Source organism: Rhizobium sp. BE258 (assembly GCF_031457345.1).
GTDB lineage: Bacteria > Pseudomonadota > Alphaproteobacteria > Rhizobiales > Rhizobiaceae > Rhizobium.
This window is the reverse complement of the sequence record NZ_JAVDWL010000001.1, coordinates 254,566-268,944: the sequence shown is the minus strand read 5'-3', so window position 1 is coordinate 268,944 and position 14,379 is coordinate 254,566. Positions and strand designations below refer to the sequence as shown.

General features: G+C 61.4%; 14 protein-coding genes. 10 read left to right on the top strand and 4 right to left on the bottom strand.

All coding sequences use genetic code 11. The features are described from left to right. Nucleotides 1-51: 51 nt before the first annotated feature. Both J2X43_RS01385 and J2X43_RS01380 read right to left on the bottom strand, forming a co-directional pair. A complete protein-coding gene (locus tag J2X43_RS01385; RefSeq protein ID WP_112388930.1) occupies nucleotides 52-1,185 on the bottom strand; it encodes an extracellular solute-binding protein in 1,134 nt (377 codons plus the stop codon). 32 nt (nucleotides 1,186-1,217) lie between these two features. Continuing rightward, the gene (locus tag J2X43_RS01380; protein ID WP_310290239.1) at nucleotides 1,218-2,348 is read right to left on the bottom strand and encodes an ABC transporter ATP-binding protein; all 1,131 of its coding nucleotides are present in this window, start codon (nucleotides 2,346-2,348) and stop codon (nucleotides 1,218-1,220) included. A 262-nt stretch (nucleotides 2,349-2,610) separates the two neighbouring features. Here J2X43_RS01380 and J2X43_RS01375 point away from each other — a divergent pair, with 262 nt between their 5' ends. The 6 genes from J2X43_RS01375 to J2X43_RS01350 all read left to right on the top strand — a co-directional run bounded on the left by J2X43_RS01375 (nucleotide 2,611) and on the right by J2X43_RS01350 (nucleotide 8,893). Beyond that, nucleotides 2,611-3,645, top strand: coding sequence for a Gfo/Idh/MocA family oxidoreductase (locus J2X43_RS01375; RefSeq protein WP_310290237.1), 1,035 nt, complete (start codon nucleotides 2,611-2,613; stop codon nucleotides 3,643-3,645). 11 nt (nucleotides 3,646-3,656) lie between these two features. Next, nucleotides 3,657-4,559, top strand: a complete 903-nt coding sequence (locus tag J2X43_RS01370) for a sugar phosphate isomerase/epimerase (RefSeq protein WP_310290234.1) — start codon at nucleotides 3,657-3,659, stop codon at nucleotides 4,557-4,559. A 94-nt stretch (nucleotides 4,560-4,653) separates the two neighbouring features. Then, nucleotides 4,654-5,913 (top strand): extracellular solute-binding protein, encoded by a 1,260-nt coding sequence (locus J2X43_RS01365; RefSeq protein ID WP_310290231.1) that lies wholly within the window; start codon nucleotides 4,654-4,656, stop codon nucleotides 5,911-5,913. A gap of 64 nt (nucleotides 5,914-5,977) precedes the next feature. Next, nucleotides 5,978-6,886, top strand: coding sequence for a carbohydrate ABC transporter permease (locus J2X43_RS01360; protein ID WP_112388935.1), 909 nt, complete (start codon nucleotides 5,978-5,980; stop codon nucleotides 6,884-6,886). Continuing rightward, on the top strand, nucleotides 6,883-7,770 hold the full coding sequence (locus J2X43_RS01355; protein ID WP_310290226.1) for a carbohydrate ABC transporter permease: 888 nt from the start codon (nucleotides 6,883-6,885) through the stop codon (nucleotides 7,768-7,770). The genes J2X43_RS01360 and J2X43_RS01355 overlap by 4 nt, the downstream gene beginning before the upstream one ends. A 46-nt stretch (nucleotides 7,771-7,816) precedes the next feature. Continuing rightward, nucleotides 7,817-8,893: a sn-glycerol-3-phosphate ABC transporter ATP-binding protein UgpC gene (locus J2X43_RS01350; protein ID WP_310290223.1), complete on the top strand. Its 1,077-nt coding sequence runs from the start codon at nucleotides 7,817-7,819 to the stop codon at nucleotides 8,891-8,893. 15 nt (nucleotides 8,894-8,908) lie between these two features. Here J2X43_RS01350 and J2X43_RS01345 read toward each other — a convergent pair whose 3' ends face one another. Both J2X43_RS01345 and J2X43_RS01340 read right to left on the bottom strand, forming a co-directional pair. Continuing rightward, nucleotides 8,909-9,940: an aldo/keto reductase gene (locus tag J2X43_RS01345; RefSeq protein ID WP_310290219.1), complete on the bottom strand. Its 1,032-nt coding sequence runs from the start codon at nucleotides 9,938-9,940 to the stop codon at nucleotides 8,909-8,911. A 96-nt stretch (nucleotides 9,941-10,036) separates the two neighbouring features. After that, nucleotides 10,037-11,182, bottom strand: a complete 1,146-nt coding sequence (locus tag J2X43_RS01340) for an alpha-hydroxy acid oxidase (RefSeq protein ID WP_112389062.1) — start codon at nucleotides 11,180-11,182, stop codon at nucleotides 10,037-10,039. A 36-nt stretch (nucleotides 11,183-11,218) separates the two neighbouring features. Here J2X43_RS01340 and J2X43_RS01335 point away from each other — a divergent pair, with 36 nt between their 5' ends. The 4 genes from J2X43_RS01335 to J2X43_RS01320 all read left to right on the top strand — a co-directional run bounded on the left by J2X43_RS01335 (nucleotide 11,219) and on the right by J2X43_RS01320 (nucleotide 14,356). After that, nucleotides 11,219-11,410, top strand: coding sequence for a hypothetical protein (locus J2X43_RS01335; RefSeq protein WP_148194277.1), 192 nt, complete (start codon nucleotides 11,219-11,221; stop codon nucleotides 11,408-11,410). Between the two features lie 151 nt (nucleotides 11,411-11,561). Beyond that, the gene (locus J2X43_RS01330; RefSeq protein ID WP_112598618.1) at nucleotides 11,562-12,062 is read left to right on the top strand and encodes a MaoC family dehydratase; all 501 of its coding nucleotides are present in this window, start codon (nucleotides 11,562-11,564) and stop codon (nucleotides 12,060-12,062) included. A gap of 6 nt (nucleotides 12,063-12,068) precedes the next feature. Further along, nucleotides 12,069-13,229 (top strand): CaiB/BaiF CoA-transferase family protein, encoded by a 1,161-nt coding sequence (locus tag J2X43_RS01325; RefSeq protein ID WP_310290216.1) that lies wholly within the window; start codon nucleotides 12,069-12,071, stop codon nucleotides 13,227-13,229. 20 nt (nucleotides 13,230-13,249) lie between these two features. Beyond that, nucleotides 13,250-14,356 (top strand): extracellular solute-binding protein, encoded by a 1,107-nt coding sequence (locus J2X43_RS01320; protein ID WP_310291250.1) that lies wholly within the window; start codon nucleotides 13,250-13,252, stop codon nucleotides 14,354-14,356. Nucleotides 14,357-14,379 lie beyond the last annotated feature (23 nt).

Below are 14,379 nucleotides of genomic sequence, written 5' to 3'. Positions count from 1 at the left end.
CCTCGCTTCGGAAAGGTGCTCCCCGCCGTTTCCGGCAGGGAGCGGTTTGGCTTACTTCACAGACTGCTCGTAGGCTTCGAGGATCGCGGTGTTGTAGGGCGCGATCGGGAAAGGCTTGCCCTTGGTGGCGAGGTCTTCAGGCGTGATGTCGACGAACAGCTTGTTCCAGGTGGCGTCGTCGAGCTTCGGCTTGACGAACTGGGCGTCGATACCCGGATACCAGTTGAACTTCTTCACGATGCCGTCGGCCTGGACTTCGGGGCTGGTGGCGAGCGCGATGAACTTCTCGGCGAGGTCCTTATGCGATGCCTTGGCCGGAACGACATAGTGCATCGGCTGGCCCGGCATGCCCGGAGCCGGCAGAACCAGCTTCAGTTCCGGCGGCAGCTGGCCATTGGCCTGCCAGGAGTAGAACATGTCGACCCAGACTGGGCCCATGGCGATTTCGCCGCGCGAGAGTAGGTCGAGCGTGCCGGCGTTGCCAGGCGTCAGCGTTGCGTTCTTGGTGAAGTCGGCGAGGCTCTTGAAGGCATCGCCCCACTTGGTGGTCTCGTCCTGCTTGAACGGGCCGGTCATCAGGTTGGCAGCATCGCCGCCGCCGAAGGCGTAGATCCAGCCCATGACGAAGCTGACGCCCGAAGCGCCGCCCTTGATGCCGTTATAGCCGAACTGCTTCGGATGTTCCTTCGCCCAAGCTGCGAGCTCGGTGTAGCTCTTCGGCGGGTTCGGAACGAGAGCCGGGTTGTATGCAATCGCTGTCTGGCTGTTGAACATCGGCATGACATAGCCGTCAACGTCGGAGCCGAGAGCGTTCTTGGCGTTGTCGCGGGAAACCAGCTTGCCGGTGTCGATCGCGCCGCGATACTTTTCGAGATAGCCCTTCTGGACCATCGGGCCAGCGAACTTCTCGTGGACGACGGCAACGTCGATATCCCAGTTTGCCGTGTTGGCAGCCTGCTGGGCGTCGAAGCGCTCGAGGATCTTCTGCGAACCGGCGTCGCCGGGGCCCGTGCCGACGGCGCGAACCGTGTTGCCCGGATAGGCCTTTTCAAAAAGCGGGCCGAGATACTGGTTGATGTAATCGACCATGTTCTGGTCGCCAGCGGTCGCAACGGTCAGTTCTTCGGCCTTCAGCGGAAAGGCGGCGAGAGCGACGGCGAAAGCTGCATAGGTCAGTCTCTTCATGAGTATGTCTCCATGGGTTCAAAAAGATAAAGTCATGCGTGAGCTTTCCCGGCCGCGGACCGGGAAATGGCAATGGCCGGGTTGGACTCCGGCGAATTGAAAAGAAACAGCGCGTCCGGCCCGATATGGACCTGCACGCGGTCACCGGGCTCGAAGGCGCGTGGCGCATCGGCCATGATTTCGCGCTCGCCGAGCCTGACGGAATGGCGCCAATGGCCGCCCGGATAGCTGACGGCGGTCACCTCGCCCTCGAAGGTCATGCCGGGTGCTGCGATCGGCGTGTCCATCGGCAGCAGCTGGGCGGCTTCCGGCCGGAACCGCGCCTCGATGGCGCCGGGCGCAAGCTTGCGGCCGAGCAGCGGCACGCTGCCTGCGGCATTGGCAGGACCTGCGGCGATGTGGAAACTGTCGCCCTGCGGCACGCCTTCCAGCGGCAGCACGTTCTCGGCGCCCATGAAGGCAGCTACGAAGGCGGATGCCGGGCGGTTGTAGACATCCTCGGGCGTTCCCTGCTGGGCGATCTCTCCGGCATTGAGGATGACGATGCGATCGGCCATCACCATGGCCTCTTCGCGGTCGTGGGTGACGTGGACGGCGGTGATGCCGAGACGCTTCTGCAGCGCGCGAAGCTCGTGGCGGACCGTGAGGCGAATGCGGGCGTCGAGATTGGAAAGCGGCTCATCGAGCAGCAGGATCTCAGGGTCGATGGCCAATGCACGGCCAAGGGCGACGCGCTGGCGCTGGCCGCCTGACAGTGCCGCGGGCTTTCGTGCGCCAAGCCCGTCGAGGCCGAGCAGGCTCTGCATCGCGACGACGCGCGTGGCGATCTCCGCCTTTGCAACGCCGCGCAGTTTCAGGCCATAGCCGATATTCTGCGCCACCGTCATATGCGGCCAGAGAGCGTAGGACTGGAAGACCAGCGCCATGCCGCGCTTGTCCGGCGGCAGGTGAGTAACGTCGCGATGGCGCACGGAAACCGTGCCAGACGAGGGCGCGATGAAACCAGCCAGCACCCGCAGCAGCGTCGTCTTTCCACAGCCGGAAGAGCCGAGAAGGGCCACGAATTCGCCGCGCTGAATGCTGAGGTTGATATCGTTCAGAACCTTTGTGCTGCCATATCTGCAGGCAACAGAACCCAGTTCCAGAAACGCGTCCTGGTTCATCATGTCTCCTCCCATTGCACGGCTGTGCAATCCGATCTGGAGCTTAATAGAATGTTTGTTTAACAGCCAGATGACATCGCAGATATTTCTGTGCTGCACTGCCGCGCAAACCAGCCTAAGCGCCGGCTTTCACTGGTGTTTTCCGCAGCATTTTTTCTAATTTACCGGTGCCTTGACAGCAGGAAACCTTTCCGAATAGTATCGTAAACGTTTACGGGATGCGCTTCTGGAGGAGACGGGAAGCGCGCCGCGGGAGGAAATCGTGACATTGAATGCCGTTTTATGCGGATGCGGAGCCATGTCGAAAGGCTGGCTGCGGGCAATCAAGGACACGCCGGCGTTGGCCGGTGCGATCGAAATCAAGGCCCTCGTGGACCTGAACCCTGCTGTTGCCGAAACGCTCGCTGCCGAGTTCGGCTTGAGCGATGCTGTCATCGGCGCCGACCTTGGCGATGTGATCAAGCAGACGAAGGCCGACATCGTCTTCGACGTCGTCATTCCCGCCGCCCGTTTCAATGTGGTCTCCACGGCCCTGAAGGCTGGTTGCCATGTGCTCAGCGAAAAGCCGATGGCGACCTCGCTTGCCGAAGGTGCAGCGCTGATCGATCTCGCTGCCGATGCCGGCAAGATCCACGCCATCATCCAGAACCGCCGCTTCATTTCGGGCGTACGCCGCATGCGCCGCTTCGTCGAAAGCGGGGCGATCGGCGATCTGACCGGCATTCATTGCGACTTCTTCATCGCGCCGCATTTCGGCGGCTTCCGCGAGGAGATGGACAATGTCCTTTTGCTCGATATGGCGATCCATACCTTCGACGCCGCCCGCTATGTGGCGGGCAAGAAGCCGCTGGCCGTCTATTGCGTCGAGAAGAACCCGAAGGGCTCGTGGTACCGTCATGGCGCCTCAGCCAATGCCACATTCGAGTTTGCCGACGATGTGATCTTCACCTATCGCGGCTCGTGGTGCGCCGAAGGCGAGCGCACCAGCTGGGAAAGCGAGTGGCGGCTGGTCGGCTCGAAGGGCATGCTGACCTGGGACGGCGCGGAGAATTTCAGCGCCGCCGTTTCGGGCGCAGAGCCGGGCTTGCTTCATGGCTTCAGCGCCGTCGAGGTTCCGCAGCCCGAGCATGACGACGAGACGCATGGCCATGCCAGCGTCATCGCCAGTTTCATCGAGGCCATCCGCTCCGGCAAACGGCCGGAGACCGTCAGTTCCGACAATATCAGAAGTCTTGCCATGGTTTTCGGCGCCATCGAGAGCGCCAAGACAGGCAAGCGCATTGAAATTTCAGCATAGGACATGAGATCGTGAGCAACCCCGCAAAGTCCATCCGTATCGGCACCATGATCAGCGCCTCCAATGGCGGCGCCGACAAGCGCATCGGCCAGATCGCCGATATGGGTTTCGAAAGTTTCGAGCCGTTTTTCTGGCAGACGACCAACGGCCAGGATCTCGCCGAACTCGGCAAGCGCTCGCTGGATGCGATCGGCGATCGCGACATCACCATTTCGACCCTCGGCATGTTCGGAAACCCGCTCGAAGAGACCGACATCGACCTGCAGACGCTGCAGGGCTGGAAGGATTGCATCGACAACGCCCATCATTTCGGCGCCACCTGCGTTGCCGGCTTCACCGGCCGCATCCGCGGCAAGGTGCTGACCGACAGCCTACCGCGCTATAAGCAGATCTTCGGGGATCTCGCCAAGCGCGCCGCCGACAAGGGCGTCAAGATCGCCTTCGAAAACTGCGCCATGGATGGCAACTGGGCGACCGGTGACTGGAACATCGCTCATAACCCCGATGCCTGGGAACTGATGTTCAACGAGACGCCCGATGACAATATCGGCCTCGAATGGGAGCCCTGCCATCAGATGGTCTATCTGATCGAGCCGCTGCCGCAGATCCGCAAATGGGCCTCGAAGATTTTCCACGTTCACGGCAAGGACGCGACGATCCGCTGGGATGTGATCAAGGAGCACGGCATCTTCGGCAAGGAGAAGTTTGTCCTTATGCGTACGCCGGGCTTCGGCGACAGCAACTGGACAGATATCATCTCCGAGCTCCGGCTCGCCGGCTGGTCCGGCTCGATCGATATCGAAGGCTGGCATGACCCTGTTTACCGCGATGCGCTGGAGATGACCGGCCAGGTTCATGCGCTGAACCACCTAAAGCATGCCCGGGGCGGCGATTTTGTTGCCGATCCGGTTTGACTGACCTATCGTGCGGCGTGCGCGGGCGGAGGAGGCCAGGCGTGCAACGCGATCATTTAAGCTTTCGCGGCATGGCCGCTTTTGGGAGGAAAGTATGAAAGCGATATCAAAACTGGCGTTGGCGCTCGGCGTTTCGATGCTGCTGTCCACGACCGTCCATGCCGAGGACAAGACCTTCAAGATCTGGTGGTATGAAGACGCGGCGAGTGCCGCCGGCATCACCTGGAAGAAGGCGCTTGAAACCTTCCAGGAAAAGCATCCCGACGTCAAAGTTCAGTTCGAGCTGAAGACCTTCGACCAGATCACCAAGTCCGGCACCATGATCCTGAATTCGGTCGAAGCGCCGGATCTGATGGAATATAACAAGGGCAATGCCGTTGCCGGTCTCGCCGCATCGCAGGGCCTGCTGACCGATCTCGGCGACGTTGCCAAGCAGCGCGGCTGGGACAAGGTTCTCTCCGATGCCAGCAACCAGCTGAGCCGTTATGACGAGAAGGGCATTTACGGCAACGGTCCGCTGATCGGCGTTGCCAATTACGGCGAATTCGTCTCGGTGTTCTACAACGAGAACATGTTCAAGGAAGCCGGCGTCGAGGTTCCCAAGACCCTCGAAGAGATGGAAAAGGTGATGGACGTCTTCGTCAAGAAGGGCGTCACGCCGATCGCAGAGGCCGCCAACGATTACCCGGCCCAGCATCTGATGTATCTCTTCGCGCTGTCGAAGGCCGATCCGAAGTGGGTCAACGACTTCCAGGCGATCCGCACGCCGCTCGATACGGCCCCCTTCGTCTATGCCGGCCAGAAACTGCAGGAGTGGGTCAAGAAGGGCTATATTTCCAAGGATTCCACCGGCCTCAAGGCGCCTGACATGGCGAACCTCTTCGAAACCGGCAAGTCTCCGATGGTTGTGACCGGTACCTGGTACGGTGCCCAGTTCGGCGCCATCAAGAACTTCAAGGCCAGCCAGTTCCTGTTCCCGGGCAATGTCATTTCGCCCGCATCGACCGGCAATATCTGGGTCGTGCCGAAGAACGCCAAGAACAAGGACCTCGCCTACGACTTCATCGACATCACGCTGTCGAAGGATAATCAGGCGCTGTTCGGCAATTCCGGCGGTCTGCCGATCGCCGCAGATCCGGCCATGGTCACCGATCCGGTCGGCAAGATCGAGGTCGAGCTCTTCAACAAGCTCGTCGCCCAGAATGGCCTCGGCTTCTATCCGGACTGGCCGGTTCCCGGCTACTACGACGTCATGCTGAAGGCCACTCAGGCTGTCATCGGCGGATCGGTCACGCCCGAGGAATTCGCCGAACGCCTGAAGGAACCCTACGACGAAGTGCAGGGCGACCAGTAAGTCATCCTGACCGGCAGGGCGCCACGGCGCCCTGCTTCCCCTCTCAAATGAAGCCGGAGGAAATATGTCGGGCGCATCCGCGGACGCACAGCCGGGCAGGGTCTATTGGTTTTACCTGATACCCGGAATGCTTGGTTTCGTGACCATCATTCTCATCCCGTTCGTCATGAATCTGATGATCAGCTTCACGACGTGGAAGGGCATTGGCATTCCGAAGTTCGCCGGTCTGCGCAACTACGAACGGCTGCTGACGGACGATACGTTCTGGCATTCGCTGGTCAATACGGCAGCCTTCGTCTTCGCCATGGCAATCATCCCGACCGCGATCGGCGTTCTTCTGGCCGCACTTCTGTTCGACTACATCAGTTCGCGATTTTCCAACGCGCTTGCCAGCTTCTTCCGGGCCGGTTTTTATCTGCCGCAGATCCTGCCGGTCTCGGCCGCCGGCATTCTCTGGGGCTGGATGCTGAACCCGTTCGGCATCATCAACGCCATCCTCGATGCAACCGGCATGGGCAGCCTCAAGCAAAACTGGCTCGGCGAACCGCAGCTGGCGCTCTGGGCGATCATGGTCGTCATGGTTTGGCTGCAGCTCGGTTATTGCCTCGTCGTCTTCATGTCGGGCCTGGCCCGTGTCGATCCTTCGCTGCAAGAGGCGGCAGAACTCGATGGCGCTGCCTGGCTGCAGCGCTTCTGGACGATCACCGTGCCTCTCTTGAAACCTGAGATCTTCGTCGTCGGCCTGACCACGACCATCGCTGCGCTCAAGGTCTTCGCGCCGATCTTCGTGCTGACTTCTGGCGGACCCGACAACGCAACAATGGTGCCGTCGCAGATGTCCTACCACGAATTCTTCGCCACCAACCGCGTTGGATATGGTGCGGCCATCACCACGGCGCAGATGCTGATGACCCTCGTCATCTGCTTCATTTTCATTCGCATCCAGTCGCGTCACACGGAGAACGATCGATGAGCGAAGCAGCGATCTCCCTCGACACGGCCGGCCGGCCGGCGCATGCGGCATCGACCGGGTCGATGTATGGATCATCGCGCTGGTGGGTGCTTGCCGCCATTTCCTTCGCGCTTATCCTCTTCCTGTGCCCCTTCGTGCTGGCCTTCACCAACGCGATCCGGACACCTGAGGACTACGGCACCTACGGGCCGCTCGCCATTCCTCGAAGCTTCGACCTGACCGCACTCAAGACGTTCTGGAACAATGTCGATTTCACGCAGAAGCTGATCAACAGCACGATCATCAGCGCGTCAACAGCCGTTATCGCCGTGCTGCTGAGCCTGTTGAATGCCTATGCGTTCGGTATCGGCAAGGTGAAGGGCAGCAAATACATGCTGACGATCCTGCTCGTCGGCATCATGATCCCGCATGAATCGCTGATCTATCCAATCTACTATCTCTCCAAGGCCGTCGGACTGTTCGACACGATCTGGTCGGTGATCATCGTCTTCTCGGTCCTGCAGAGCGCCTTCGGCACCTATCTTCTCTCGTCGGTCATGACCGCATTCCCGCGTGAGATCATCGAGGCCGCCGAGATGGATGGCGCGACGCCCTGGAAAATCCTCTGGACCATCGTGGTGCCGATGCTGATGCCGACGCTTGCGGTGCTGGCGACCTTCTTCTTCATCTGGACGTGGAACGAGTTCCTGCTGCCGCTGGTGTTGCTGGTCTCGAACGTCAACCAGACGGTTTCCGTCTCGATGGGCGTGTTGAACGGCCAGTTCGTGCAGACACCGACAACGACGGCTGCCGCGGCCCTGCTCGGCATTGCGCCGACCCTGATCTTCTTCCTGATCTTCCAGCGCACTCTGACGCGCGGCATTGCCGTGGGAGCCGTGAAATGATGCTCGTGAACAATCCGCTCTCCGTTCCAATTACAGGTCGCCTCGCATGAACCAGGACATCCAGATCGAACTCTCCGGAATCGAGAAGCATTACGGCGCCTATCATGCCCTCAAGAATATCAATCTGACGATCCCGAAGGGGCAGTTCGTGGCGCTGGTCGGCCCTTCCGGCTGCGGAAAATCGACGCTGCTGCGCTCGCTTGCCGGCCTCGAACGGATCACCGGCGGCACGATGAAGATCGCCGGCGACGTGATGAACGATGTGCCGCCGCGCATGCGCGATATCGCCATGGTCTTCCAGTCCTACGCGCTCTACCCGCATATGACCGTCGAGCAGAATCTCACCTACTCGCTGCGCATGCGGAAGGTCCCGAAGCCGGAGGCCAAGCGCAAGGCGCAGGAAGTCGCGACGATCGCCGGGCTGACAGGCCTGCTGGATCGGTATCCCCGCCAGCTCTCCGGCGGCCAGCGCCAGCGTGTTGCCATGGGCCGGGCGATCATCCGCAATCCCAAGGCCTTCCTGTTCGATGAACCCTTGTCCAATCTCGATGCTGCATTGCGTGTTTCGATGCGCAAGGAAATCCGCGCATTACACGACCGGCTTCATGCGACGTCGGTCTATGTGACGCACGACCAGATCGAAGCCATGACGATGGCCGACCATGTCGTCGTCATGCGCGAGGGTATCATCGAGCAGCAGGGCAAACCGCTCGATCTCTACGACAGGCCGGCCAACAAGTTCGTCGGCGGATTCATCGGCTCGCCGGCGATGAACTTTATCCCGGCAATCGTCGGCGAAGACGGACGCAGCCTGGTTCTTGATTTCGGAACGGTGAAGCAAACCATCGCTTCCAACCATCAGCTGCAGCCGGGCACGAGGGTGACGGCGGGGCTGCGGCCAGAACATCTCTGTATCACCGGGGAGGGGCAGGGGACCTTCGATGTGCCTGTCGCTTTTGTGGAATCGACGGGCTCATCGACCTTCGTCGCGACGGCAACCACGCCCGAAATGACGATCGTCCAGACCGGCCGCAGCGGCGCACATGCGGGGGAGACAATCGGTGTGACCGTCGATCCGCAGCACCTACATCTCTTCGACGAAACCAGCGGCGTCAGGATCTGACGCCGCCTTCGATTGTCAGCGTCCGCCTTCCAGCTTGCGGTGGCGCTGGTTGGTGCCGTTAACGCCGTAGGGATATTGTCCGGGCGTCGGGGCGCTGATGTCGGTCAGCCGCTGCGTTTCTTCATCCGAAAGCGTCAGCTTGGCTGCGCCGAGATTGTCGGCAAGCTGTTCCGTGGTGCGGGCGCCGAGAATGACCGAGGTCACGGCCGGGCGAGTTGCGACCCAGGCAAGTGCCACCTGCGCCATGCTGACACCGCGTGCCCGGGCGATTTCCTCGACCGTGCTGATAATATTCCAGGTGCGTTCCTGCGCGTTGCGGGCCTCATAGGCCTCGCCGCCGCGCTTCGGATTCTCGCCGAGGCGCGTTGCACCCGTCGGCATCTGGTCACGCTTGTACTTGCCGGTCAGCCAGCCGCCGCCGAGCGGCGACCAGGGAAGCAGGCCCATGCCGGCGTCCTGGCAAGCGGCGACGATCTCGAGTTCGATATCGCGCATCAGCAGATTATATTGCGGCTGCAGCGTCACCGGCCGCGTATAGCCCTGCGCCTTGGCGATTTCCGAGGCCTTGGCGATATGCCAGCCGACATAGTTCGAGAAGCCGTAATAGCCGATCTTGCCAGACGAAACGGCGTCGTCGAGGAAACGCAATGTCTCCTCGATTGGCGTCAGCGCGTCCCAGGCATGCATCTGATAGAGATCGATATAATCGACGCCGAGACGCTTCAGCGATGCATTCAGCGCATCGTGAAGATGGCGGCGCGACAGACCGATATCGTTGGGCCCGTCACCCATCGGGAAGCGGCCTTTGGTGGCGATCACGGCCTGCTTTGCCTCCGCCGGGCGCGCCTTCAGCCAGCGGCCGATGATCTCTTCGGAAACGCCGGCGCTGTAAACATCAGCGGTATCGATAAAATTGCCGCCCCAGGCGAAATAGTCGTCGAGCAGCTTGTGCGAGGTCGCCTCATCCGACTCTGCGCCAAATGTCATGGTCCCCAGGCAATAGGCGGTCACGATCGTGCCGCTCGGACCGAGCTTGCGATAATCCATTGAAAATCCTCCATTTCAAAAGACAACGCCAGATCTATCGCGCTGTGCCGTCACACACAACGCTTGCTCTCTCAATCGTGAACGGGAAGGCCCTGATTAGCGGAAGCGGATGTTCGCGCGGGTGAGCTGGTCGATCGACGAGCAACCCATCAGCTTCATGCCGCGCTCGAGTTCCGCATGCATCAGCGTTAGCGCGCGCTCGACGCCCGCCTGGCCGGCTCCGGCCAGCGGGAAGAGATAGTAGCGGCCGAGCCCGACGGCCTTGGCCCCGAGCGAAAGCGCCTTCAGAACATGGGTGCCGCGCTGCACGCCGCCATCGATCATCACGTCGATCTTGTCGCCGACCGCATCGACGATCTCGGCCAGCTGGTCGAAGCCGCTGCGCGAGCCATCCAGCTGGCGGCCGCCGTGATTGGAGAGCACGATGCCGGTGCAGCCGATATCGATGGCGCGCTTGGCGTCCTCGACGGTCATGATGCCCTTGAGGCAGAACTGGCCGCCCCAGGTCTTCACCATATCGGCGACATCATCCCAGTTCATGGCGGGGTCGAGCATCTCGGTGAAATAGCGGCTGATCGACATGGTGCCGCTGCCCATGTCCACATGGCTGTCGAGCTGCGGCAGCTTGAATTTCTCGTGGGTGAAGAAGTTGAGTGCCCAGCCCGGCTTGACCGCGAATTGTGCGATGCCCGCGAGATTCAGACGGAAGGGGATGGAGAAGCCGGTCCGCTTGTCGCGCTCGCGGTTGCCGCCGGTGATGCTGTCCACGGTCAGCATCATCACCTGAACGCCGGCCTGCTTGGCGCGGGCCATCATTTCGCGGTTCAGGCCGCGGTCCTTGTGGAAATAGAACTGATAGACCTGCGGCGCGCCGCTGATCCGCCGGGCTTCTTCGAGGCTGACCGTACCGAGCGAGGAAACGCCGAACATCGTGTCGAACTTGCCCGCAGCCCGCGCTACCGCGCGTTCGCCATCATGGTGGAAGAGCCGCTGCAGCGCCGTCGGCGAGCAGTAGACCGGCATTGCCAGGCGCTGGCCCATGACCGTCACGGACATGTCGACATCGGTAACCCCGCGCAACACGCTCGGCAGCAGATCGCAGCTTTCGAAGGATGCCGTATTGCGCCGGTAGGTCACCTCGTCGTCAGCCGCGCCGTCGATGTAATTGAAGATCGGGCCGGGCAGGCGGCGCTTCGCGAGACGGCGGAAGTCGTGGAAGTTATGGCAATCCGTAAGGCGCATGTTTGTGTCCAGAATCTCGTTGTCGCAGAGCGTCGCTTGCTTGGATTGATCGAGAAGCGCGAGCCGCCGGCGGACGGCAAGCGCTACCCTGGTTGGAAATTGGCGGCGGCGCCGGCGGGGAGCCGCGCCGCTATCGTCTTTATACACATCGGCACGCCGCCGTCGATGAACCTGCCTGACATCATCAGCATTTCGCTGCCGATATTGCACCGGCCGTGCCGGCGCTGACCTTCCAGTGTGTCTTGGCACAATCGACAGCTCTTGCAAAGATAACCCATATGTGAAAATAATCTTCACATAAGAAAATTCATGGCCGGGAGGAGGCGTGATCGTGGCACAGGCGCCGACAGTCGGGATTTCGTCCACCCATCCGTCCGACATGCCGCAAGCGCATGCCGATCTGCCGGTATGGAATGCCGAGAACTGGTTTTACGAGGATTGGCCCGAGGGCCAGAAGATCCGCTCGCTCCGCCGCACGATCGGGGAGAGCGACAGCCACCTTTTCAATGTGCTGGTGACCGACATCCATCCCTATGTGCAGGATCAGATGTTTGCGGAAAAGGAAGGTGTATTCGGGCGGCGTCTCGTCGCCGGCGCCTTCGTCTTCTCGGCAGGGCTTGGCCTTGTTGCCACCAACTGCGTCAACGCCTTTTCCTATGGCTATGACAAGCTGCGCTTCATCAAACCCGTTTTCATCGGCGATACGATCTACACGATCCGAACGAACCTCGACAAACGCCCGCGCTACAAGGAGCTCGGCCTCATCCGCGCGAGCTACGAGGTCTTCAAGGGCGAAGGCGAATTGGTGCTCTACTGCGAGCATCTGCAAACCGTGAAGTACAAGAACCCGGCCGACTTCGCCGGTAAGACAGAAAAGTAAGATGCAATGACGCAATCCAGCGATCTTCCCTTAAACGGCCTCGTCGTCGTCGACATGAGCCAGTTCCTCTCCGGCCCCTACTGTTCACTGCGCCTGATGGATCTCGGCGCGCGTGTCATCAAGGTCGAACGGCCCGACGGCGGCGACCTTTCGCGCCGGCTCTATCTCAGCGACACCGAAATCGGCGGCGACTCGACGATCTTCCACGCGATCAACCGCGCCAAGGAAAGCCTGGCGATCGACCTGAAGAACGAGAGTGACCTGAAGGCGCTGCGCGCCCTGCTCTTGAAGGCGGATGTGATGATCCAGAATTTCCGCCCCGGCGTGATCGAGCGGCTCGGTCTTCACTACGATGCGGTCAAGGAAATCAATCCGCGCCTCGTCTATGCGTCGATCAGCGGCTATGGCGATGAGGGTCCGTGGGTGAAACGTCCCGGCCAGGATCTGCTGGCCCAGTCGCGTTCCGGCGTGATGTGGCTGAACGGCGACGAGGACCAGGGTCCCGTGCCGTTCGGGCTGGCGATCGGCGACATGCTGGCGGGAGCGGCTGCCTGCCAGGGCATTCTTGCAGCGCTGGTGCGCCGCGGCATCACCGGCAAGGGCGCGCTCGTCGAGACCAGCCTGCTCGAGGCACTTGTCGATTTCCAGTTCGAGGTGCTGACCACCCATCTGAACGACGGCAAACGGCTGCCGAAGCGCTCCAACTTCCGCAGCGCCCATGCTTACCTCGCCGCTCCCTATGGTGTTTACGCCGCCTCGGACGGCTATCTGGCGATCGCCATGACGCCGATCCCGAAGCTTGCCGATCTCCTCGGTATGCCCGAGCTCGACCCCTATCGCGACGATCCGTCCAGCTGGTTCCTGCAGCGCGATGGCATCAAGGAACTGATCGCCAAGCAGATCGCCACCAGGACAATCGACGAGTGGCTGGCAGTGCTGGAGCCGGCCGATATCTGGTGCGCAAAAGTGCTGAATTGGAACGAGCTGATGGACAGCGACGGTTTCAAGTCGCTCGACATGCTGCAGACGGTGACGCGCGAAGACGACGTCTCGATCCTGACGACCCGTTCGCCGCTCCGCGTCGATGGCGCCCGCCCGGTCTTCCAGCGCGCTGCCCCCCGGATCGGCGAGCATAGCGCGGCCATTCGCGAGGAGTTCGGCCTGTGAGCAAGGTTACCTTGAAAGGCATGACCTGGAGCCATCCGCGCGGCTACGATCCGATGGTGGCCTGTTCGCGGCTCTTCGAAGAGCAGACGGGTGTGGCGGTCCATTGGGAGAAGCGTTCGCTGCAGGATTTCGAGACCTATCCGGTTGAAGATCTGGCGCGCGCCTATGATCTCATCGTCATCGATCACCCGCATGTCGGGCAGATCACCAATGAGAAATGCCTTCTGCCGCTCGACGTTTCCGGGCGCGAGGAAGAGCGCGAGGCGCTGGAAGACGGCAGCGTCGGCGCCTCCTATCCGAGCTATCTCTGGCAGGGACATCAATGGGCATTCCCGATCGATGCGGCGACCCAGGTCCAGGCGTTCCGGCCCGACCAGTTGGCGCAAGCGGCAGCGACCTGGGAGGAGGTCATCGCGCTGGCGAGGGACGGACGCGTGCTTCTGCCGCTTCGCCCGCCGCACACGCTGATGACTTTCTACACCCTGTCGGCCAACCGCGGGCATCCGTGCCAGACACAGGCTGGGCAGTTGATCGACCCTGAAGCCGGTGCTGAAACCGTCGAGATGATGCGTGAAATATCCGCGCTGATCGACCCCGCCTGTTTCGAGATGGATCCGATCGCCGTCTTCGAGCAGATGGCGGCTGCCGATAGCAGGATCGTCTGCGTGCCGCTGATCTACGGCTATGTCAGCTATTCGATGCCGGGTTTCCGCGATCGGCTGATCAAGTTTGCCGATATTCCCGTTGCCGGTCATCTCGGGCCTGCCGGCTCGGCCCTGGGCGGCACGGGCATCGCTGTCTCGGCCTTTTCAGGCAATCCCAAGGAGGCGGTCGATTTTGCCTATTGGGTTGCGGCCGCAGGCGTCCAGCGTGGACTCTATGCCAGTGCCGGCGGGCAGACGGGCCATGCGGCGGCATGGGAAGACGACGCGGTCAATCTGGCAACGGCCGACTTCTATCGCGGCACGCGCGCAACGCTGGAAGGCGCCTGGGTCCGTCCGCGGCACGATGGCTACATGGCGTTCCAGCAGCAGGGATCTGACAGGTTGAATGCCGGATTGAAGAGTGGCGAAAGTGCCGCGGCAATCGTTGCCGATCTGAATAGGCTGTTTGCCGCCAGCTTCTAGGGAGCTGCCCTGGCGCTCCTACC